This window comes from Arthrobacter sp. NPDC092385 (assembly GCF_044755105.1).
GTDB lineage: Bacteria > Actinomycetota > Actinomycetes > Actinomycetales > Micrococcaceae > Arthrobacter_D.
The window spans coordinates 166,220-187,380 of the sequence record NZ_JBIVQL010000008.1 but is presented as its reverse complement, the minus strand read 5'-3'; the positions used below and the strand labels follow the sequence as shown (position 1 = coordinate 187,380).

The following is a 21,161-nucleotide window of genomic DNA, read 5'->3' as shown; positions in this document are numbered from 1 at the left end:
GTCCGCCAGGGACCCGGGCGGCACCGCCGCCGGGACAGGACCAACAGGACAGGAATGCTGAAGTCATGACTGATATGCACCAGGACACGGGCCTCCCCGGCGCGGATGCCGGAGCAGCGGACGCCATCGACGCCGGGACGGCGGAGGCCTTCCTCAGCCACGACCAGAGCCTCCGCCACGCCCCCGGTCCCTACTTCGGCTCGTACGGCGGCCGGTGGATGCCCGAATCGCTGATCGCCGCCCTCGACGAACTGCAGGACACGTTCGACAAGGCCAAGGCCGACCCCGAGTTCACGGCGCAGGTCGCCGAGCTGAACAGGAACTACGCCGGGCGGCCGTCCCTCCTCACCGAGGCACAGCGTTTCGCCGAGCAGTGCGGCGGCGTGCGTGTCTTCCTCAAGCGCGAGGACCTGAACCACACGGGGTCCCACAAGATCAACAACGTGCTCGGGCAGGCCCTGATCGCCAAGCGCATGGGCAAGACCCGCGTGATCGCCGAGACCGGTGCCGGCCAGCACGGCGTCGCGAGTGCGACCGCCGCAGCCCTGCTCGGCCTCGAGTGCGTCGTCTACATGGGCGCCGAGGACACGCGACGCCAGGCCCTCAACGTGGCACGCATGCAACTGCTCGGGGCGACCGTCATCCCCGTGACCAACGGCTCCCAGACGCTCAAGGACGCCATCAACGAGGCGCTGCGTGACTGGGTGGCGAACGTCGGGACCACGCACTACCTCCTCGGCACCGCGGCCGGCGCCCACCCGTTCCCGTCCATGGTCCGGTACTTCCACGAGGTCATCGGCGAGGAGGCCCGCGAGCAGATCCTCGAGCAGGCCGGTCGGCTGCCCGACGCCGTCTGCGCCTGCGTGGGCGGGGGCTCCAACGCGATCGGCATGTTCCACGGGTTCCTCGACGATCGCGAGGTGGCGCTCTACGGATTCGAAGCGGGCGGCGACGGCGTCGAGACCGGCCGCCACGCGGCCACGATCACCCTGGGCCGGCCAGGAGTGCTGCACGGCGCGCGTTCCTACCTGATGCAGGACGAGGACGGGCAAACGATGGAGTCCCATTCCATCTCGGCGGGCCTCGACTATCCGGGCGTCGGACCCGAGCACGCCTACCTGGCCGACATCGGGCGGGCACACTACGAGCCGATCACCGATGCGGAGGCCATGGAGGCGTTCAAGCTCCTGAGCCGCACCGAGGGCATCATCCCCGCCATCGAGACCGCCCACGCCCTCGCGGGTGCCATGAAGGTGGGCCGGCGACTCGCGGCCGACCTCGGACCGGGGGAGCAGGCGTCGGACAAGATCGTCGTCGTGAACCTCTCGGGCCGCGGCGACAAGGACGTGGCAACCGCCGCGGGCTACTTCGACCTGCTTCCGGACGACAGCGCCGAGCAGGAAATCGCCCAGGAGGGTGAACAGCTGTGACCACGCATCCCACCGATCGTCCCGCGCACATCGCCGCCGGCTCGAAGGCGGCCGCCGCCATCGAGAAGGCGCGCCGCGAAGGACGGGCGGCCCTCATCGGCTACCTTCCCGCGGGCTTCCCCGACGTCCGGACCACCATCGAGGCCGGGATCGCCATGGCCGAGAACGGCATGGACCTCATCGAGATCGGCATCCCCTATTCGGATCCCGTCATGGACGGCCACGTCATCCAGGAAGCGACCGTCGAGGCGCTGGCCAAGGGCTTCACCGTGCCGCAGATCTTCGACGTCGTCGAGGGCATCACCAGCAAGACCGATGCCGCCGTCCTCGTCATGACGTACTGGAACCCCGTCATGCGGATGGGCGTCCGGGAGTTCGCCGGACGCCTCGCCGCAGCGGGTGGTGCCGGGCTCATCACGCCGGACCTCATCCCCGACGAGGCGGCCGAATGGCTCGAGGCCTCCGAGGAACTCGGCCTCGACCGCGTCTTCCTCGTGGCTCCCTCGACGTCGCCGCAGCGCATGCAGAACACCGTCGACGCGAGCAGGGGCTTCGTCTACGCGGTGTCCGTCATGGGCGTGACCGGTGCGCGGACATCCGTCGGTGCGGCAGCACGGGCCGTGGTCGACGCCGCGCACCACGCGGGTGCCGAGCGCGTCTGCGTAGGCCTCGGCGTCTCCTCGTCCGCCCAGGTGCGCGAGATCGGCGCCTACGCCGACGGCGTGATCGTGGGTACGGCGCTGGTCGCCGCACTGCGCGACGGCGGAGTCGACGCCGTCGCAGAGCTGACGCGCGAGCTGAGTACGGGTACCCCGAAGGCCTCGGCGTGATCGGCGGGACCCTCGCGGCATCGATTCCCAGCCCGCCCGCCGAGTGGGCGAGCTTCGGCCTCGGCCCGGTGACCATCCACGCCTACGCGCTGTGCATCCTGGCGGGCATCATCCTCGCGCTGATCCTCACGCAGAAGCGGTTCGTCTCCTTCGGTGGGCATGCCGACGCCGTCTGGGACATCGCCATCTGGGCCATCCCTTTCGGCATCATCGGCGGGCGGCTGTACCACGTGGTCTCCTCCCCGGACGCCTACTTCGGCCCCGAGGGTGACCTGGCCCGGATCCCGCAGATCTGGCAGGGCGGCCTCGGTATCTGGGGCGCCATCGCGCTCGGCGCCGTCGGAGCGTGGATCGGTGCGCGCCGGGCCGGGGTGAAGCTCTCGGCGTTCGCCGATGCCGCTGCCCCCGGCGTCCTCCTCGCACAGGCCGTCGGCCGGTTGGGCAACTGGTTCAACCAGGAGCTCTTCGGCGCACCCACCACGCTTCCGTGGGGCCTCGAGATCGACGCGGACAACGCGAATTTCCCGGTCGACCAGGAGCCGGGCACACTCTTCCACCCGACGTTCCTCTACGAGCTCCTCTGGAACCTCGCGGGCGTCGCACTGCTGCTCCTGCTCGCCAGGAGGTTCCGCCTCCGCGGCGGGCGCATGTTCTGGCTCTACGCCGCCTACTACACGCTCGGACGTGTCTGGATCGAGACGCTGCGCATCGACGACGCCGAGATGGTCACGCTCTTCGGTGCGACCCAGCGCCTCAACGTATGGACGAGCATCGCCGTCTTCCTCGTGTCCCTCGCCATCCTCGTGTTCCTCACGGTCAGGCGCCGTCCGGTCGACGCGCCGTCCGTCTACCTGCCCGGTCGGGAACCGCAGGGCGACTCCGCACACGACGCCGCACACGACGCCGACACGGCCGACGGGGCCGTCGACGGCGGGAAGCCAGGGGGAGCGGAGGACGCCCCGCCGGCCTCTCCGGCGGCTGCGGAACCGGCGTCGGACGGACAGGGTGACGACCCGGAGCGGAGCCTGTCCGGTAACGCTTCAGCCACAGGTAGCCACACCGTGGACAAGGGTCAGGGAGCGCGGAACGATCGTGGTAATCTTTCCGAAACAAACGGCTCCTGAGTAACGATTCGCGTTCCCGGGACCCCGCGAGAGCGGAGCCGCGGGATTCGGTTCCCCGACAGCAGTCCCCGGGCCACCGCCCCTAAAGGACGCAACACCACACAGTTGTGGACCCCTGGTGCGATGGCCGGATCACCTTCCGAGCCTGCACCGACACCGCCCCCGACCGGCGCAGGAGAACTGCAACGATTGCCCGCCAACAGCGCCGGGCAGCGCCGGCAGAGGCGGTGTGAACGAGATACACACACGGTGCCCGCTTCCAGACAGCGGTGCCCGCGGGGCCAAGGCTGTCCCCTCCCGACGCTCCATCATGGGGGAAGGATCCTTTCTATGACTGCTTTGACGCCAGGAAAGTCGACCGGGACACACCCGGGAACCACATCGTCCGCGGCCGAGGCCGTGGAGTCGCCCTTCACGCGTTTCGCCTCCCTACCGGAGGCGACCGGCCTCTACAACCCCGAGAACGAGAAGGATGCGTGCGGCCTCGCCGTCATCGCCACCCTTCGCGGTGAACCCGGACACGACATCGTCGATGCCGCACTGACCGCGCTCCGCAACCTCGAGCACCGCGGTGCCGTGGGCGCGGACGAGGGCACCGGTGACGGCGCAGGCCTGCTCACCCAGATCCCCGACGAGTTCTTCCGTGCTGTCGTGGACTTCCCGCTGCCCACTGCCGGCTCGTACGTGGTGGGGACCGCGTTCCTCCCGTCCGAGGCGAAGGAGGAGGAGACGGCCCGCGCCGGCCTCGAGTCCATCGCCGAGTCGGAGGGCCTGGACGTGCTCGGCTGGCGCGTGGTGCCGGTCGTCGCCGACCTCGTCGGTGCGATGGCGCGCGCCTGCATGCCGCACTTCGTGCAGCTGTTCCTGGCGCCGGCGAACGGCAACCCCTCGGACCTCGACGCGAAGGCCTTCCGGGTCCGCAAGCGCGCGCAGAACAAGTACGGGGTCTACTTCCCCTCGCTGTCCTCCAAGACCATCGTCTACAAGGGCATGCTGACCACGGCGCAGCTCGAGCCGTTCTACCCCGACCTCTCGGACGAACGCTTCAAGACGCGCCTCGGCATCGTCCACTCGCGCTTCTCCACGAACACGTTCCCGTCCTGGCCGCTGGCCCAGCCGTTCCGGACCATCGCGCACAACGGCGAGATCAACACGGTCAAGGGCAACCGCAACTGGATGCGTGCCCGGCAGTCCCAGCTGTCCAACCCGCTCCTCGGGGACTCGCCGGAGGAGCTGTACCCCATCTGCACGCCCGGCGCCTCGGACTCCGCGTCCTTCGACGAGGTGGCCGAGCTGCTGACGCTCTCGGGCCGCCCGATCACGCACTCGATCATGATGATGATCCCGGAGGCATGGGAGAACCACGCCACCATGGATCCCGCCCGGCGCGCGTTCTACCAGTACCACTCCATGCTCATGGAGCCCTGGGACGGTCCGGCCGCCGTGTCCTTCACGGACGGCCGCCTCGTCGGTGCCGTGCTCGACCGCAACGGACTGCGCCCCGCCCGCTACTGGGTGACCGAGGACGGCCTCGTCATCCTCGCCTCCGAGGTGGGCGTGCTCGACGTCGAGCCCTCCCGCGTGGTGCGCAAGGGCCGCGTCTCGCCCGGCAAGATGTTCCTCGTCGACACCGAGGAGGGCCGCCTGATCGAGGATCAGGAGATCAAGGCCGAGGTCGCTGCCGCCAACCCGTGGGGCGAGTGGGTCAAGGAGAACCTGATCCAGCTCGAGGACCTCCCGGAGCGCGAGCACGTCATCCACACCAAGGCGTCCATCAACCGCCGCCAGCGCACCTTCGGCTACACGCAGGAGGAGCTGCGCATCCTGCTCGGTCCGATGGCGACGAACGGCGCCGAGCCCCTCGGAGCCATGGGCTCCGACACGCCCATCGCGGTGCTCTCGAAGCGCCCGCGCCTGCTGTTCGACTACTTCGTGCAGTCCTTCGCGCAGGTCACCAACCCGCCGCTGGACTCCATCCGCGAGGAACTCGTCACCTCCATGGGCGTCACCATCGGACCGGACGGCAACCTGCTGTCCACCGGGCAGGTGCGCTCCAAGCAGATCGCCCTGAAATTCCCCGTCATCAACAACGACGAGCTGGCGAAGATCGCGAACCTGGAGACCGAGGACGGCGACCGCCTGACGGTCCGCGTGCGCGGCCTCTACCGGCACGACGGCGGCGAGGCCGCCCTGCGTGCGCGCCTCGCGGAGATCTGCGAGCAGGTGTCCAGCGCGCTCAACCGCGGCGTCGAGTACGTGGTGCTGTCCGACCGCGATTCGAACGCGCAGTGGGCTCCCATCCCGTCCCTGCTCCTCACGAGTGCCGTGCACCACCACCTGCTCAAGAGTGCCAACCGCACCAAGACCTCCCTCGTCGTCGAAGCCGGCGACGTACGCGAGGTCCACCATGTCGCGGTGCTCATCGGGTACGGTGCCTCCGCCGTGAACCCGTACCTGGCCATGGAGAGCTGTGAGGAGCTCGTCCGCAACGGCGACATCACCGGCGTCACGGCCGAAGCCGCCGTCGCGCACCTCATCAAGGGCCTCGGCAAGGGCGTCCTGAAGATCATGTCCAAGATGGGCATCTCGACGGTCAGCTCCTACTGCGGCGCCCAGACCTTCGAGGCGCTCGGCCTGTCCCAGGAGCTCGTGGACGAATACTTCCACGGCACGCAGACCCAGCTCGGCGGTGTCGGCCTCGACGTCGTCGCGGCCGAGACCGCCGCACGCCACGAGAGCGCCTACCCGCAGGACGGCATCGAGGATCCGCACCGCGGCCTCGACAACGGCGGCGAGTACCAGTGGCGCCGTGAGGGCCCGCCGCACCTCTTCAACCCCGAGACCGTCTTCCGCCTGCAGCACGCCACACGGGAGCGCCGCTACGACATCTTCAAGGCCTACACGCAGGGCGTGGACGACCAGTCGCGGGAGCTCATGACGCTCCGCGGGCTGCTCAGGCTCCGTGGCGACGCCCGGGAGGCCATCAGCATCGACGAGGTCGAGCCCGTCTCCGCCATCGTCAAGCGCTTCTCAACCGGCGCGATGAGCTACGGCTCCATCTCGCAGGAGGCCCACGAGACGCTGGCCATCGCCATGAACCGCCTCGGGGCGAAGTCGAACACCGGCGAAGGCGGCGAGGACGTCGAGCGACTCCTGGACCCGGAGCGCCGTTCCGCCATCAAGCAGGTCGCGTCGGGCCGGTTCGGCGTCACGAGCCTCTACCTGACCAACGCGGACGACATCCAGATCAAGATGGCGCAGGGAGCCAAGCCCGGTGAGGGCGGACAGCTCATGAGCCAGAAGGTGTACCCCTGGATCGCCCGCACCCGGCACTCCACCCCGGGCGTCGCCCTGATCTCGCCGCCGCCGCACCATGACATCTACTCCATCGAGGACCTCGCCCAGCTGATCTACGACCTCAAGCGGTCCAACCCCAGCGCCCGCGTCCACGTGAAGCTGGTGTCCGAGGTCGGCATCGGCACGGTCGCCGCGGGCGTCACGAAGGCCAAGGCCGACGTCGTCCTGGTGTCCGGGCACGACGGCGGAACGGGTGCAAGCCCGCTCAACTCGCTCAAGCACGCGGGCATCCCGTGGGAGCTCGGCCTCGCCGAGACCCAGCAGACGCTCATGCTCAACGGGCTGCGCGACCGCGTCGTCGTGCAGGTGGACGGCCAGCTCAAGACCGGGCGCGACGTCGTCATCGCAGCCCTGCTGGGCGGCGAGGAGTTCGGTTTCGCCACGGCGCCGCTCGTGGTCTCCGGCTGCATCATGATGCGCGTCTGCCACCTCGACACGTGCCCCGTGGGCGTCGCGACGCAGAACCCCGAGTTGCGCAGCCGGTTCACCGGCAAGCCCGAGTTCGTGGTGAACTTCTTCGAGTTCATCGCCGAGGAGGTCCGCGAGATCCTGGCGGAGCTCGGCTTCCGCACGCTCGAGGAGGCCATCGGCCACAGCGAGCTGCTCGACGCCCGCCAGGCGATCGAGCACTGGAAGGCCGACGGCCTGGACCTCGACCCGATCCTGCGCGGCAACGAGTCCGATTCGGGTGAGCCGATGCGCAACATGCTCCAGCAGAACCACGAGCTGGACCAGCACTTCGACAACAAGCTCATCGAGATGAGCGCCGACGCGCTGCAGCACCGCTCACCGGTCCGCATCTCCGTGGACATCGTCAACACCGACCGCTCGGTGGGGACCATGCTCGGCCACGAGGTCACCCGGACGTTCGGGCTGGACACCCTCGCGACCAACACCATCGACGTCACCCTCACGGGGCAGGCGGGGCAGTCGCTCGGCGCCTTCCTGCCCGCCGGGATCACTCTGCGTCTGCTCGGCGACTCGAACGACTACGTGGGCAAGGGACTGTCCGGAGGGCGGATCATCGTGCGCCCGGACCGCGCCAACGTGTTCCGCGCGGATCACAACGTCATCGCGGGCAACGTCATCGGCTACGGTGCCACGAGCGGCGAGATGTTCCTGCGCGGCCAGGTGGGGGAGCGGTTCCTCGTCCGCAACTCCGGTGCCACGGCGGTCGCCGAGGGCATCGGCGACCACGGCTGCGAGTACATGACCGGCGGCCAGGCGCTGATCCTCGGCCGCACGGGCCGGAACTTCGGTGCCGGCATGTCCGGCGGAACGGCCTACGTGCTGGACCTCGACCGTGCGCGCGTCAACAAGCAGAGCCTCGAGAACGGCGAGCTCCTGCTCGTCGGCCTCGACGCAGAGGACATCGAGATCGTGCGGCGACTGCTGATCCAGCACGTCGAGGAGACCGAGTCGAACCTCGCCGAGAGCCTGCTGGAGTCCTTCGAGGACACCGTTCAACGATTCACGAAGGTCCTGCCGCGCGATTACGCCGCGGTACTGGACGCCCGCGCCACCGCCGTCGAACAGGGCCTCGATCCTGACGGCGAAGAGGCATGGACCAAGATCCTGGAGGTAACCGGTGGCTGACCCACGCGGATTCATGAAGGTGCGCGAGCGCCAGACCCAGCCCCGCCGCCCCGTCCCGGTGCGCATCATGGACTGGAAGGAAGTGTACGAGGCGCAGGAGAAGGGCGTCCTGAAGTCGCAGGCGGGGCGCTGCATGGACTGTGGCATCCCGTTCTGCCACCAGGGCTGCCCGCTGGGCAACCTCATCCCCGAGTGGAACGACCTCACGTTCCGCGACAAGGGACGCGAGGCGATCGAGCGGCTCCACGCGACGAACAACTTCCCGGAGTTCACCGGCCGGCTCTGCCCCGCGCCGTGCGAGTCCTCGTGCGTGCTCGGCATCAACCAGCCGCCCGTCACCATCAAGCAGGTCGAGGTGTCCATCGCGGACCAGGCCTTCGCCGAGGGCTGGGTGGAACCGCACCCGCCCGAGCGCCTGACCGACCGGACCATCGCCGTCGTCGGGTCCGGACCCGCCGGCCTCGCAGCCGCGCAGCAGCTGACGCGCGCCGGGCACACCGTCGCGGTCTACGAGCGTGACGACCGCATCGGCGGGCTGCTCCGGTACGGTATCCCGGACTTCAAGATGGAGAAGATCCACCTCGAGCGCCGCCTCGACCAGATGGAGGCCGAGGGCACGCGCTTCCGCACCGGCGTCGAGGTCGGCAAGGACATCAGCTGGGGCCAGCTCAAGCGACGCTACGACGCCGTCGTCGTCGCCACGGGCGCCACGGTGCCGAGGGACCTTTCCATCCCTGGCCGCGACCTGGCGGGTGTCCACTTCGCGATGGACTACCTCGTGCAGGCCAACCGCGTGGTCGCCGGCGAGGCGATCGAGGACCAGATCCACGCCGAGGGCAAGCACGTGGTGATCCTCGGCGGTGGCGACACCGGCGCGGATTGCCTCGGCACGGCGCACCGGCAGAAGGCCGCGTCCGTGACCACGCTCGCCATCGGGCAGCAGCCGTCCACCGAGCGCCGCCCGGACCAGCCCTGGCCCACCTTCCCCACGCTCTTCGACATCGCGAGCGCACACGAGGAAGGCGGCGAGCGCCGGTACCTGGCCTCCACCGTCGAGTTCGTCGGGGACAACGGGGTGCTGCGCGGCATCAAGGTCGCGGAGACGGAGTTCGTCGACGGCCGCCGCGTGCCGAAGGCAGGCACGGAGCGCGAGATCCCCGCGGACCTCGTCTTCCTCTCCCTCGGCTTCACCGGTGCCGAGCCGGCCGGGATCACCGAGCAGGTCCAGGCGGAGTTCGACGAGCGAGGGAACGTAGCCCGCGACGGCTACTACATGACCAACACGCCGGGCGTGTTCTCGGCGGGCGACGCCGGCCGTGGCCAGTCGCTCATCGTCTGGGCCATCGCCGAGGGCCGCGCCTGCGCTGCCGCGGTGGACAAGTGGCTCATGGGCTCCACCAAGCTGCCCGCGCCCGTCGCGCCGACGGACCGCTCCATCGCCGTCCTCTGACCGGCCCCCACACCAACCCCTCGACCCAAACACGACTAGGCTAGGTTTATGAGACGCGCAAAAATCGTTGCAACATTCGGCCCCGCAATCGCCAGCTATGAGAACACCCTGGCTGTGCTCGAGGCGGGCGTCGACGTTGCCCGGATGAACATGAGCCACGGCGACTACGCCGTGCACAGCAGCACCTATGAGAACGTGCGCCGCGCGTCGGAGGAGCTCGGCAAGCCCGTCGGCATCTTCGCCGACCTGCAGGGTCCCAAGATCCGCCTCGGCCGCTTCGCCGACGGCCCCCACGCCCTCGCTCCGGGCGATGTCTTCACCATCACCGTCGAGGACATCGAGGGCACCCAGGACATCTGCTCCACCACGTTCAAGGGACTGCCCAAGGACGTCAACGCCGGCGACATGCTGCTCATCGACGACGGCAAGGTCTCCCTCCGCGCCACTGCGGTCGACGACGTGTCGGTCACCACCGAGGTCGTCGTCGGCGGCATGGTGTCGAACAACAAGGGCATCAACCTGCCCGGCGTCGCCGTCAACGTCCCCGCCCTCAGCGACAAGGACGAGGAGGACCTCCGCTGGGCCATCCAGATCGGCGTCGACATGGTCGCCCTCTCCTTCGTGCGTGATGCCGGCGACGTGAAGCGCGTGCACGAGATCATGGACGAGGAAGGCCGCCGCGTCCCCGTCATCGCGAAGATCGAAAAGCCCCAGGCCGTGGACGCCCTCGAAGAGATCATCGACGCGTTCGACGCCATCATGGTCGCCCGTGGAGACCTCGGCGTGGAACTGCCCCTGCAGGATGTCCCGATCGTGCAGAAGCGCGCCGTCGAGCTCGCCCGCCGCTGGGCCAAGCCGGTCATCGTGGCCACGCAGGTCCTCGAGTCGATGATCGACAACCCGCGTCCCACCCGCGCCGAGGCCTCGGACTGCGCCAATGCGGTCCTCGACGGCGCGGACGCCGTGATGCTCTCGGGCGAGACCAGCGTCGGCAAGTACCCGATCGAGACCGTGCGCACCATGGCGGACATCATCGAGTCCACCGAACGCCACGGGCTCGAGCGCGTTCCGCCGCTCGGCAGCAAGCCGAAGACCCGCGGCGGTGCGATCACGCGTGCCGCCGTCGAGATCTCGGACCAGCTCGACGCGAAGTACATCTGCACGTTCACGCAGTCCGGCGATTCCGCCCGGCGCCTGTCGCGGCTTCGCCCGAAGAAGCCGGTGTTCGCCTTTACCCCGGTGCAGTCGACGCTGAACGCCATGTCCCTCATCTGGGGCATCCAGCCCAAGCTCGTCGAGTTCGTGGAGCACACGGACCAGATGACGGCCCAGGTGGACCGCGTGCTCTTCGACCAGGGCCTCGTCGAGGTCGACGACCTCGTGGTCATCGCCGCCGGTTCCCCTCCCGGGCAGGCGGGTTCGACGAACTCGATCAAGGTCCACCGCGTCGGCGACATCACGGACGCCGGGCAGCTGCCCGACGGCCACACGTCCTACATCAAGGAAGACGTGGGCCCCTGGCCCGTCAAGAAGAAGTAGCCCGACCGCTTCCGGGAAACAGAAGACCCCCACCCGATCGATCGGGTGGGGGTCTTCTGCTGCGCCGTGCCGGTCGGTCACCTGCCTGCGTCGGTCGACCTGTCAGTTGACCTGGTTGATGATCGTCTCGGCGACCTCGCGCATGCTGAGGCGGCGGTCCATGGAGGTCTTCTGGATCCAGCGGAAGGCCTCCGGTTCCGTGAGGCCCATCTTCGTGGTCAGCAGGCTCTTTGCGCGCTCCACCAGCTTGCGGGTGGCGAACTGCTCCTGGAGGTCGGACACCTCGGCCTCGAGGGCCTTGATCTCCTCATAACGCGACATCGCGATCTCGATGGCCGGGATGAGGTCCGCGGGTGTGAAGGGCTTGACCACGTACGCCATCGCTCCGGCGTCGCGTGCGCGCTCGATGAGTTCCTTCTGGCTGAAGGCGGTGAGCAGGACGACGGGGGCGATGCGCGCCTTCACGATCTGCTCCGCGGCCGTGATGCCGTCCATGACGGGCATCTTCACGTCCATGAGTACGAGGTCCGGTTTGTGCTCCTCGGCGAGGGCGACGGCCTTCTCCCCGTTGTCCGCCTCCGCTACGACCTCGTAGCCTTCCCCACGCAGGATCTCGATGATGTCGAGTCGGATGAGCGTCTCGTCCTCGGCCACGATGACCCGACGTGCGGGTCCGGCAGGCGCGGATTCGGTGGGTTCAGACACTGTTGCTCCTTGATGATTTGGCGTTCCGATGGGTCGGGGGAGTGCTTGTACCCGTTCCCGGAAACAGACTATCGGCATGTAGAGTGGATTCGCGCACCGGCCGAGGAGGAAGTCAGCCTTCTCACGTCACGCCGGGGCTGGAACGGCCCGAATGGCGGAATTGGCAGACGCGCTGCACTCAAAATGCAGTATCGAGAGGTGTGTGGGTTCGAGTCCCACTTCGGGCACCAGGACGTTCCCGGCCGGCGGCGGGGAGCAGCGTTACTCGGCTGCCGGCCGCTTCCGCTGCAGTTTCGTGGCTGACCGTCGTTCCTTGGCAGCCACTCGCCGGCGGACCGAGCCCCGGGTCGGCCGGGTCGCCCTGCGCGCGGCCGGTTCGGGCGCGAGGCCCTCGGCCACGAGCTCGGCGAGCTTGGCCAGGGCGATCTCCCGATTGCGCAGCTGGGAGCGTCGTTCCGAGGCCGTCACGGTGATCACCCCGGAGACGAGACGGGGTCCGAGACGCGTCAGCAGCATCAGACGCTGGCTGTCCGAGAGCGCCGCCGAGCGTGCGACATCCCAGAAGAGTTCCACGCGGCTGTCCGAGGTGTTGACGTGCTGGCCGCCCGGCCCGGACGAACGCGAGAACCGCCAGCCCAGTTCCGACGCGGGAATCGTGAGCGCGGGCGTCACCTCCAGATCCATGCACCAAGCCTTGCACGACACCGGGGCAAGGAGAGATCCAGCGGAGTTGCCGGGGGTACATTGAGCCCATGGCAAGCGAAGCGATGATCCTCGATGTCGACGGCCCGGACGGCACGCGGGCGGTCCGCCTGTCGAGCCCGTCCCGCGTGCTCTGGCCCCAGATGGGCCTGACGAAGCTCGACCTCGCGCGGTACCTCGTCGCCGTCGCGCCGGCGTTCCTCCGCGCGAACGGCGGCCGCCCCCTCTCACTCCAGCGCTTCGGCGGAGACGTGGACGGCGAGTACTTCTTCAGCAAGAATCCGCCCAAGGGCGCTCCCGATTATGTCCGCAGTGTGACGGTGGTCTACCCCAGTGGCCGCTCGCACCCCCAGCTGGTCCTCGACGAGCCGGCCTCGGCCGTCTGGGCAGTGCAGATGAACACGGTCGTCTTCCATCCGTGGGCCTCGCGCGCCGAAGACCCCGACCTCCCCGACGAGCTGCGGATCGACCTCGACCCGCAGCCCGGTACGACCTTCGCCGACGTCGTTGCCGCCGCTCACGAACTCCGCGCCCTCCTGCAGGAAGCAGGCCTGACCTGCTTCGTGAAGACCTCGGGCAACCGCGGCCTCCATGTCTTCTCGCCCATCGAGCCGCTGCACGAGTTCCTCGAGGTGCGCCGTGCGGTCATCGCCGCTGCCCGGGAGCTCGAGCGGCGCATGCCGGATCGCGTGACGACGGCGTGGTGGAAGGAGGAGCGAGGCGCGCGCATTTTCGTGGACTACAACCAGGCGAACCGGGACCGGACCATGGCCGGCGCCTACAGCCCGAGGGCGTTGCCGCACGCCCCGGTGTCCTGCCCTGTCTCCTGGGAGGAGCTGACGGGCCTCGACCCGGCCTCCTTCACCCTGACCACGGTGCCCGAAAGGCTGCGGACCCAGGGCGACCCGTGGGAGGACCTGCATGCGGAGCCCGGCACGATCGACGTGCTGCGCGGGTGGTGGGACCGCGACGTCGAGAACGGGCTCGGCGAGCTGCCCTTTCCCCCCGACTTCCCGAAGATGCCCGGCGAACCCATGAGGGTGCAGCCGAGCCGTGCACGTACCCGCGACTGATCCGCCCTGTCAACGGCCGTCCCGGCACCTGCACCGCCTGCCCGCGCACGTGCAGCCGCTGGTAGAACGGAAGAGAACGTTGCCGCGCCCCGCGTCGAGCCGGGCCTGATTCCGTGCCGCACCACCCGTCGGCACTGGGAGACCCATGAAGAAGACCGTGCTGTCATCGACCCTCCTCCTGCTCCTCCTGGCGGGATGCGGCGGCAACCCCGCGACCGATGCCGAGCCTCCCGGCCCCACGCCGGATCCCGCACAGACCCAGAGCGACGTTGCTGCCGCGCCGTCGGACGCGCCGTCGGTCGAGGGACTCGCAGATGCCAACAGCGGCAGCTTCGCGTTCCTGATCGACCAGGCGAAGGGCGACATCATCCTGCCCGCGGAGGCTCCTGAGGACGTCGAGGGGCTGCGCACCCAGCTGGGCGAGGATGCGGTGACCTACGCCCTCGTAACGGTGCAGAACCCCGAAGGAGGGATTCCCCTCGACCTGGAGACCATCACCGTCTCCACACCGGAGGGCCAGGACCTGGAGTTGCGCCCAGCAGCGACGGTGATCGAGGAGTGGGGTGCGGCATCGAACGGTGGCGAATCCTCGCCGGAGGTCGTCGGACTCGTCGAGCAGTACAGCGGGGGAGCGGTGCCCGGGGACACGACCGAGCTCCTGATGATCGGAACGTTCCCCGAGGTGCCGGAGACGGTGCGACAGGTGATGGTCCAGCCGACCGGTGGCGAGCCCGTGGAGGCCACCGTTCGGCCGGAGTCGTAGGCTCCGGCGCCCCGGGTAGCCGGGGCCGCGGAGTAAACTCACGGTATGCCGAGCAAGGAGAACCCCCGCACCGCCGTGGTCATCGAAGATGACGACGACGTGCGCGACCTGCTGCACACCGTGCTGACCGGGTCGGGTTTCCGCGTGCACACGGCGCCCGCGGGCCTCGCGGGAGTGGAGATGGTGCGCCGCCTGATGCCGGACGTCGTCACGCTCGACGTCGGACTGCCCGATATCGACGGTTTCGAGGTGGCGGAGAGGATTCGCCGCTTCTCCACCACCTTCATCGTGATGCTGACGGCGCGCACGGACGCGTCCGATGAGAAGAGGGGATTCGACGCCGGCGCCAACCGCTACCTGCGTAAGCCCTTCCGGCCAGCCGAGCTGCGCCGCCACCTGCAGGAGGGCACGGCGGCGACGACCGACGCCTGATTGCTCACCGCCGAGCAAGCGATGCCTGATCGCCTACTGACGAGCAAGCGATGCCTGATCGCCTACCGCCGAGTGACGCCTGATCGCTCACCGCCGAGCAACCACCGTCAGTGGGATCGTGCGCCCGCAGTGCTCACCAGTAGCGGTTCGTTCAGGGCATCCGAGGCCAGCCCTGTCACCAGGGCGTAGACGCCCTTGTGCAGGTAGTCGACGGTCTTCTCGCCGGCCGGCCACAGGGACGGGGCGGCTCCGGCGCCGGTGGCGTTCTCCAGGGTCTGGTCGAAGGCGAGGCGGATGACCGTGTGGGCGGCCGTGGCGGAGCCACCCCGGATACCCGTCACGGACCAGATACCCCGCAGGGCACCGAGGGTTGCTCCGGTCAGCCAGTGCATTGCATGGTTCCACGCGGGGTAGTGCGCCGAATTGCTCGTGGGCCGGCCGCACAGCAGCCGGAGTGTCCGCGCGGGGATGTGCGAGTCGGGGCGGTGCGTCAGGCGCTGCTCCACGAGCTCGCCGACGGTCATCGCGGCCGTACCCAGCAGGCCGGCCGCCACGCCCCGCAGCGCGGCCCGTGCCAGGACGGACCGGCGTCCCGTCACTAGTTGTCCTCCCCGCGCGCGTCATCGTCGAGATCGGTGTCGATCCCGTTGTTGTCGTCGTAGTTGCCGGTGTCTGTCCCGGAATTGTCGCTGTCCTTGTTGCCGAGGTCGCAACCGCCGAGGAAGAGTGCACTCGCGGCGAGGAAGGCGGCGATGGACTTGAGTTTCTTGTCGGCCATGGGAGGCTCCATCCTTCGGGTGCCGGTCAAGGACGACGGTCCCGCCGTCCTTGATCCACGGTAGGCAGGGCGCAGGAGAGCAGGCAACCAGCGGCGCTCCGTTTGGCCGGCTTGCAATCCGGGTTGCCGTTCCTATCGGGGCAGGACACCGCAGCGCTGCAGGAGCCGGTCCAGGCGATGGCGGGGCTGTTCGTCGAACCGTGCGCCCGTGCCCGGTCTCAGGTGCGGGAGTCGCGAATCAGGTTGGTGATGCGTGCGGTCGACAGACGCCGTCCCTGTTCGTCCGTCATGACCACTTCATGCGTGGTCAGGGTCCGGCCGAGGTGGATGGCGGTCGCGGTGCCGGTCACCAGTCCGGAGTCCGCGCTGCGGTGGTGCGTCGCACCCACTTCGATGCCGACGGCCTGCCGTCCCGGCCCTGCATGAAGCCCGGCCGCGAAGGACCCGAGGGTCTCGGCGAGCACCACGTGCGCTCCGCCGTGCAGGATGCCCGCCACTTGCTGGTTGCCCTCGACCGGCATGGTCGCGACCATGCGCTCCGCACTCATCTCCTGGAACACGATGCCCATCTTGACCGTCAGTGCGCCCACGCCGTACCGGCCCAGCCAGCCGTGCATCTCCGCGGGAACGCCGGCGGCGACGAGTTCCGCGAGCCGCTCCTCGGAGGGTTCCTGGACGGCGTCGGGCTGGGTGCGGTTGTCTGTCATGGCAACTAGGCTGGCACCTGTGAGTGAAACAACCAAACCTGCTGCAACCCTGACCATGGCGCCGCCCGCCGAGAGCACCGCCGACGGCACCGCCGAGGGCGCCGAGGCCCCCGCCGGGGGACAGGCACCGGCCCGCCGCAGTGACGGCTCACGCAACAGGCTCCTCGTCATCGACGGGCATTCGATGGCCTTCCGGGCCTTCTACGCGCTGCCCCCCGAGAACTTCTCCACCGATACCGGCCAGCACACCAACGCGGTCTACGGCTTCACCGCGATGCTCATCAACCTCATCAAGGACCAGAAGCCGAGCCACGTCGCGGTGGCCTTCGACCTCGACACCCCCACCTTCCGCTCCGAGGAGTACACGGAGTACAAGGGCGGCCGTTCCAAGACACCCGAGGAGTTCCACGGCCAGGTGGACCTGATCATCAAGGTCATGGAGGCCATGCGCATCCCCACCATCTCGCTGGACGGCTACGAGGCGGACGACATCCTGGCCACGCTCGCGTACCAGGCGGCGGCGTCGGACTGGGACGTGCAGGTGGTCAGTGGCGACCGCGACGCCTTCCAGCTCGTGAACGATCGCGTGACCGTGCTGTATCCGAAGCAGGGCGTGACCAACATCCCGCAGATGGATGCGCAGGCCATCGAGGAGAAGTACTTCGTCCCGCCACACCAGTACTCGGACCTCGCGGCGCTCGTCGGCGAGAGTGCCGACAACCTGCCGGGCGTCCCGGGCGTAGGCCCGAAGACGGCGGCGAAGTGGATCAAGCAGTACGGCGGCCTCGAGGGCATCCTGGAGAACCTCGACAAGATCGGCGGCAAGGTCGGTGACTCCCTTCGGGCCCACATCGAGGACGTGAAGCGGAACCGTCGGCTGAATCGCCTCCTCACCGATCTGGACCTCCCGGTGGACCTCGACGCGATGGTCTCCCAGCACCCGGACCGCCCGGCCGTCGAGGACCTCTTCGACTCGCTGCAGTTCAACACTCTGCGCAAGCGACTGTTCGATCTCTTCGGCGAGGAGGAGACCGAGGACGAGGGCGATGAGCAGAGTGCACCGTCGCACGTCGTGCTCGAGGACGCGGCCGCGCTCACGCGGTGGTTCAGGGCGACGAACCAGGCGCAGGCGTCGGTGGCCCTGGCTACCGAGACGACGGCGGGAGCCACCGATGTCGTCGGGATCGCCGTCGTCACCAGCCTCCACGCGGCGTTCATCGAGCTCGAGCCCCTCGACGCGGAGGCCGAGAAGGTCCTCGGGGACTGGCTGGCGGATACCGACGCGCCGAAGATCGTCCACGACTTCAAGGCGGTGTTCAAACTCCTGTCCGCCCGGGGCTTCCTGCTGGCCGGCGAGATCGATGACACCGCCATCTCGGGCTACCTCATCCAGCCCGACCGCCGCAGCTATGACCTCGCCGACCTCGCCCAGTACCACCTGCGCCTGTCCATCACGGCGTCCGCCAATGATTCGTCCGGGCAGCAGGCACTCGACCTCGGCGGCAACGATGTGGCATCGCCCGCCGTCGTGGCGGCCTACGCGGCACTGCGCCTCAGCGAGCACTTCGCCGGCCAGCTCGTGGAGCGGGGCGCCAACCAGTTGCTCGGGGGGCTGGAACTGCCGCTCGCCGAAGTGCTCGCCCGCATGGAGCTCACGGGCGTGGCCGTCTCGGTGGACGGCCTGGACAGGCTCCTCGACGACTTCTCGAAGACGATCAGCACGGCCGGGTCCGAGGCGTACCGGATCATCGGCAAGGAGATCAACCTCGGCTCGCCCAAGCAGTTGCAGACCGTGCTGTTCGACGAACTCGAACTGCCGAAGACGAAGAAGATCAAGACGGGCTATTCCACCGACGCGGATGCGCTCACCGACCTCATCACCAAGACCGGACACCCCTTCCTCGAGCAACTCCTCGCATACCGCGATGCCACCAAGCTGCGCCAGACCGTCGAGGGGCTCCGGAAGGCCGTCGGCGACGACGGACGCATCCACACGACGTACCTGCAGACGGTCGCCGCGACCGGCCGCCTGTCCTCGACGAACCCGAACCTGCAGAACATCCCCGTCCGCTCGGACGAGGGCAGGCGCATCCGCGAGGTGTTCGTCGTCGGACAGGGCCGGAACGGCGAGAAGTACGAGAGCTTGATGACCGCCGACTACTCCCAGATCGAGATGCGCATCATGGCGCACCTGTCCGGCGACGAAGGGCTCATCTCGGCGTTCCAGGAGGGCGAGGACCTCCACCGCTTCGTCGGCTCGCACATCTTCGGTGTCGCGCCGGAAGAAGTCACGAACGCGATGCGCTCGAAGGTCAAGGCGATGTCCTACGGGCTGGTCTACGGCCTCAGCTCGTTCGGGCTCTCGAAGCAGCTCAACATCTCGGTCGATGAGGCACGCACCCTCATGCGCGACTATTTCGAGCGTTTCGGGGCCGTCCGCGACTACCTGCGCGGGATCGTGGAGCAAGCCCGGAAAGACGGCTTCACCTCGACCATCGAGGGGCGACGGCGCTACCTGCCGGACCTCTCCAGCGACAACCGGCAGCTGCGGGAGATGGCCGAGCGGGCTGCCCTCAACGCACCGATCCAGGGCTCGGCTGCGGACATCATCAAGAAGGCGATGCTCGGCGTCGACGATGCGCTCACGCGTCGCGGACTGGCATCGCGCATGCTGCTGCAGGTTCACGACGAACTGGTCCTCGAAGTGGCCGAGGGCGAATCCGACGAGGTCGAGGCCCTGGTCCGGGAGCAGATGGGCAGTGCGGCCGATCTCTCGGTGCCGCTTGATGTCTCGGTCGGTACGGGAGCCAGCTGGCACGACGCCGCCCACTAAGGGTGCCGCCGTTGTGCGGAGTGTGTTCCGGTGAAGGTTGGTGTCGGTGGTCGGGGCCGGTTGTGGGGTGCTTCGTTGTGGGCTGGTTGGTCGTGGGGTGGTTGGTTGTGGGGTAGTTGGTTGTGGATGGTTCGTCCGGTCTGCCAGTAGGTGTTGGTTCGGGTGGTGCCGGCCCGGCCGGGGTGTCCGGGTGCGTGGAACCAGGGGATGCCTTGTCGGGGTTCGACGGTCCAGGTGCCCTGGTGGATGAGGTGGTGGTGTCGTGAGCACAGCAGGACGCCGTTGCCGATGCTGGTCGAGCCGCCCCGGGACCAGGGGTCCGTGTGGTGGGCTTCGCACCAGCTGGCCGGGATGGAGCAGTCCGGGAAGGCACACCCCTTGTCCCTGGCTACCAGTGCCCGGCGCAGGTGCGCCGGGAAGAGGCGTTGGGCGCGTCCGACGTCGAGGACCTGCCCGGCACCGCCCAGGACCACCGGGATGATGTCCGCGTCGCAGGCCAGTTTCCGGATGGTCCTGGCGCTGGGTTGTTCGGAGAAGACGGCGTGTCCTGGCCGGTGGGTGTCCCCGGCGAGGTCCTTGTAGTCGATCGTCACCATCACCTGGGGTCGGTGGCCGCCGGTGGCGGGAAGAGCCGCCGAGGACAGGGCGATCCGGCAGGCCGCGACGAGTCCCTCGAGCAGCGCCTGCGCCCTCGTGGCCCCGCCCGAACCGCTCAGAAGACCCGCACCCACACCCGGACCCGCGCCGGATGCTGATGCTGATGCTGATGCTGATGCTGATGCTGATTCTGATTCTTCGACTGTCGCTGGTCCCGTCCGGGCAGCACCGGTGGCGCCGGGGCTTGTGGCAGCGTTGGGCGCACCGGTGGCGCCGGTCTGGTTGGGGGTGGCGCCGGTTTGGTTGGGGTTGACGCGGGGGTTGGCGGTGGTGTTCATGACGGTGGCGAGGTGTTCGAACTGTTCGTCGGTCGCGCCGATCTCCAGGACGTGCAGTCCGTGGCGGCGGCCCTTGAGGAAGACTCCCTGCCGTGCGCGGAGCACGGTGTCCGTGGGTTCCTGCCCGTCCTGATCGAGCACTGCTTCCCAGCGGTGCGCCAGGACCCGCAGGATGTCCTCGTCGGACTCCACGGCCTGCCGGGTGAGGTGGCCCTCCATCGATTCGGCCTGCTCCGGGGTCGCGAAGGAATGCACCCGCTGCAGGGCCTGGGAGATGATCGTCGCGGCCCGACCGCTGACCAGGCACGCCTCCATGGCCGCCCCCAGGGTCCCGAGCCGGGCAGGGATGACGGCGCCGGTCGGGGACATCCCGGGGAGCAGCACCTCGGCAAGACCCAGCCGCCGTCTGGCCTCGGTACGACTGATACCCAGGGTCGCGCGCAGAAAGTCCGCGCAATCCCTGGCCCCACCCCCTGCCCGCCCAGCCACCACCGCCCCAGCCACCGCCGACCCAGCCACCGGGGACCCGTCCGACGCCGACCCCCCAGGACCCGGGGACATAGCACCGGTGCCCGAAGAAACGTCCGAGGGAACGTCGTCCGAGGACGCGGTGGCACGGGATGCATGATCTTCGGCCGCCAGGTCGTGTTCCTGGGCCAGGCGGGCGGCCAGGACCTGCAGACGGTCCACGATCCGGGAGGCCCGCTCGACCTCAACGATGACCTGCACCGCTTCCTGCCTCGACAGCACCCGGTGGTGGCCGCCCACGTCCCGGGCACACTCGGCCAGGGCAGCGCACGCCGCGTCCACCGCACGGGGTGCCGGTGCGAAGCGCTCGATCGGGGCGATGGCCATACCCCGATTTTATCGAACACGTGTACTAACCACGAGGGAGACAGGGCATTGT

At 68.8% G+C, this 21,161-nt stretch carries 16 protein-coding genes and 1 tRNA gene; 11 read left to right on the top strand and 6 right to left on the bottom strand.

Going from position 1 to position 21,161, the window contains the following annotated elements:
* Positions 1 to 74: 74 nt before the first annotated feature.
* The 6 genes from trpB to pyk all read left to right on the top strand — a co-directional run bounded on the left by trpB (position 75) and on the right by pyk (position 11,326).
* Positions 75 to 1,430: a tryptophan synthase subunit beta gene (gene trpB, locus ACIQCY_RS12225; protein WP_400484197.1), complete on the top strand. Its 1,356-nt coding sequence runs from the start codon at positions 75 to 77 to the stop codon at positions 1,428 to 1,430.
* On the top strand, positions 1,427 to 2,260 hold the full coding sequence (gene trpA / locus ACIQCY_RS12220) for a tryptophan synthase subunit alpha (RefSeq protein ID WP_400484155.1): 834 nt from the start codon (positions 1,427 to 1,429) through the stop codon (positions 2,258 to 2,260). Before trpB ends, trpA begins: the two co-directional genes overlap by 4 nt.
* A complete protein-coding gene (gene lgt / locus ACIQCY_RS12215; RefSeq protein WP_400484154.1) occupies positions 2,257 to 3,384 on the top strand; it encodes a prolipoprotein diacylglyceryl transferase in 1,128 nt (375 codons plus the stop codon). Before trpA ends, lgt begins: the two co-directional genes overlap by 4 nt.
* A gap of 330 nt (positions 3,385 to 3,714) precedes the next feature.
* Positions 3,715 to 8,337 (top strand): glutamate synthase large subunit, encoded by a 4,623-nt coding sequence (gltB, locus tag ACIQCY_RS12210; protein ID WP_400484153.1) that lies wholly within the window; start codon positions 3,715 to 3,717, stop codon positions 8,335 to 8,337.
* Positions 8,330 to 9,787: a glutamate synthase subunit beta gene (locus tag ACIQCY_RS12205; protein ID WP_400484152.1), complete on the top strand. Its 1,458-nt coding sequence runs from the start codon at positions 8,330 to 8,332 to the stop codon at positions 9,785 to 9,787. Before gltB ends, ACIQCY_RS12205 begins: the two co-directional genes overlap by 8 nt.
* 48 nt (positions 9,788 to 9,835) lie before the next feature.
* Complete coding sequence (gene pyk / locus ACIQCY_RS12200; RefSeq protein WP_400484151.1) at positions 9,836 to 11,326, top strand: pyruvate kinase; 1,491 nt, start codon at positions 9,836 to 9,838, stop codon at positions 11,324 to 11,326.
* Positions 11,327 to 11,428: 102 nt separating this feature from the next.
* On the opposite strand, the gene ACIQCY_RS12195 is transcribed toward pyk, so the two are convergent.
* Positions 11,429 to 12,031 carry an ANTAR domain-containing response regulator gene (locus ACIQCY_RS12195; protein WP_400484150.1) on the bottom strand — a complete coding sequence of 201 codons (603 nt, stop codon included), beginning with the start codon at positions 12,029 to 12,031 and terminating at the stop codon, positions 11,429 to 11,431.
* Positions 12,032 to 12,176: 145 nt separating this feature from the next.
* Between ACIQCY_RS12195 and ACIQCY_RS12190 the strand changes: the two genes are divergently transcribed.
* Positions 12,177 to 12,261: transfer RNA gene (locus tag ACIQCY_RS12190), tRNA-Leu, on the top strand.
* 31 nt (positions 12,262 to 12,292) lie between these two features.
* On the opposite strand, the gene arfB is transcribed toward ACIQCY_RS12190, so the two are convergent.
* Positions 12,293 to 12,715: an alternative ribosome rescue aminoacyl-tRNA hydrolase ArfB gene (gene arfB / locus ACIQCY_RS12185; RefSeq protein ID WP_400484149.1), complete on the bottom strand. Its 423-nt coding sequence runs from the start codon at positions 12,713 to 12,715 to the stop codon at positions 12,293 to 12,295.
* Positions 12,716 to 12,783: 68 nt separating this feature from the next.
* On the opposite strand from arfB, the gene ligD reads away from it, so the two are divergent.
* The 3 genes from ligD to ACIQCY_RS12170 all read left to right on the top strand — a co-directional run bounded on the left by ligD (position 12,784) and on the right by ACIQCY_RS12170 (position 15,001).
* A complete protein-coding gene (ligD, locus tag ACIQCY_RS12180; protein ID WP_400484148.1) occupies positions 12,784 to 13,806 on the top strand; it encodes a non-homologous end-joining DNA ligase in 1,023 nt (340 codons plus the stop codon).
* 145 nt (positions 13,807 to 13,951) lie between these two features.
* Positions 13,952 to 14,569 carry a hypothetical protein gene (locus ACIQCY_RS12175; protein ID WP_400484147.1) on the top strand — a complete coding sequence of 206 codons (618 nt, stop codon included), beginning with the start codon at positions 13,952 to 13,954 and terminating at the stop codon, positions 14,567 to 14,569.
* A 45-nt stretch (positions 14,570 to 14,614) separates the two neighbouring features.
* Entirely contained in the window at positions 14,615 to 15,001 is a 387-nt protein-coding gene (locus tag ACIQCY_RS12170) for a response regulator transcription factor (RefSeq protein ID WP_400484146.1), read from the top strand.
* A 107-nt stretch (positions 15,002 to 15,108) separates the two neighbouring features.
* Here ACIQCY_RS12170 and ACIQCY_RS12165 read toward each other — a convergent pair whose 3' ends face one another.
* The 3 genes from ACIQCY_RS12165 to ACIQCY_RS12155 all read right to left on the bottom strand — a co-directional run bounded on the left by ACIQCY_RS12165 (position 15,109) and on the right by ACIQCY_RS12155 (position 16,486).
* The gene (locus ACIQCY_RS12165) at positions 15,109 to 15,600 is read right to left on the bottom strand and encodes a hypothetical protein (RefSeq protein WP_400484145.1); all 492 of its coding nucleotides are present in this window, start codon (positions 15,598 to 15,600) and stop codon (positions 15,109 to 15,111) included.
* Positions 15,600 to 15,779: a hypothetical protein gene (locus tag ACIQCY_RS12160; RefSeq protein ID WP_400484144.1), complete on the bottom strand. Its 180-nt coding sequence runs from the start codon at positions 15,777 to 15,779 to the stop codon at positions 15,600 to 15,602. The genes ACIQCY_RS12165 and ACIQCY_RS12160 overlap by 1 nt, the downstream gene beginning before the upstream one ends.
* Positions 15,780 to 15,997: 218 nt before the next feature.
* Positions 15,998 to 16,486, bottom strand: a complete 489-nt coding sequence (locus ACIQCY_RS12155; RefSeq protein ID WP_400484143.1) for a hotdog fold thioesterase — start codon at positions 16,484 to 16,486, stop codon at positions 15,998 to 16,000.
* 19 nt (positions 16,487 to 16,505) lie between these two features.
* Between ACIQCY_RS12155 and polA the strand changes: the two genes are divergently transcribed.
* The gene (gene polA, locus ACIQCY_RS12150) at positions 16,506 to 19,319 is read left to right on the top strand and encodes a DNA polymerase I (protein WP_400484142.1); all 2,814 of its coding nucleotides are present in this window, start codon (positions 16,506 to 16,508) and stop codon (positions 19,317 to 19,319) included.
* Here the strand turns inward: polA and ACIQCY_RS12145 are convergent.
* Positions 19,316 to 21,109, bottom strand: a complete 1,794-nt coding sequence (locus ACIQCY_RS12145) for a DUF222 domain-containing protein (RefSeq protein WP_400484141.1) — start codon at positions 21,107 to 21,109, stop codon at positions 19,316 to 19,318. The genes polA and ACIQCY_RS12145 overlap by 4 nt on opposite strands.
* Between the last annotated feature and the right edge of the window lie 52 nt (positions 21,110 to 21,161).

Bases quoted from the DNA above. Each gene is read 5' to 3' on its own strand.
- arfB (WP_400484149.1), bottom strand. From the start codon at position 12,715: ATGGATCTGGAGGTGACGCCCGCGCTCACGATTCCCGCGTCGGAACTG.
- ligD (WP_400484148.1), top strand. From the start codon at position 12,784: ATGGCAAGCGAAGCGATGATCCTCGATGTCGACGGCCCGGACGGCACG.
- gltB (WP_400484153.1), top strand. From the start codon at position 3,715: ATGACTGCTTTGACGCCAGGAAAGTCGACCGGGACACACCCGGGAACC.
- ACIQCY_RS12170 (WP_400484146.1), top strand. From the start codon at position 14,615: ATGCCGAGCAAGGAGAACCCCCGCACCGCCGTGGTCATCGAAGATGAC.
- ACIQCY_RS12155 (WP_400484143.1), bottom strand. From the start codon at position 16,486: ATGACAGACAACCGCACCCAGCCCGACGCCGTCCAGGAACCCTCCGAG.
- trpB (WP_400484197.1), top strand. From the start codon at position 75: ATGCACCAGGACACGGGCCTCCCCGGCGCGGATGCCGGAGCAGCGGAC.
- pyk (WP_400484151.1), top strand. From the start codon at position 9,836: ATGAGACGCGCAAAAATCGTTGCAACATTCGGCCCCGCAATCGCCAGC.
- ACIQCY_RS12160 (WP_400484144.1), bottom strand. From the start codon at position 15,779: ATGGCCGACAAGAAACTCAAGTCCATCGCCGCCTTCCTCGCCGCGAGT.
- ACIQCY_RS12145 (WP_400484141.1), bottom strand. From the start codon at position 21,109: ATGGCCATCGCCCCGATCGAGCGCTTCGCACCGGCACCCCGTGCGGTG.
- ACIQCY_RS12175 (WP_400484147.1), top strand. From the start codon at position 13,952: ATGAAGAAGACCGTGCTGTCATCGACCCTCCTCCTGCTCCTCCTGGCG.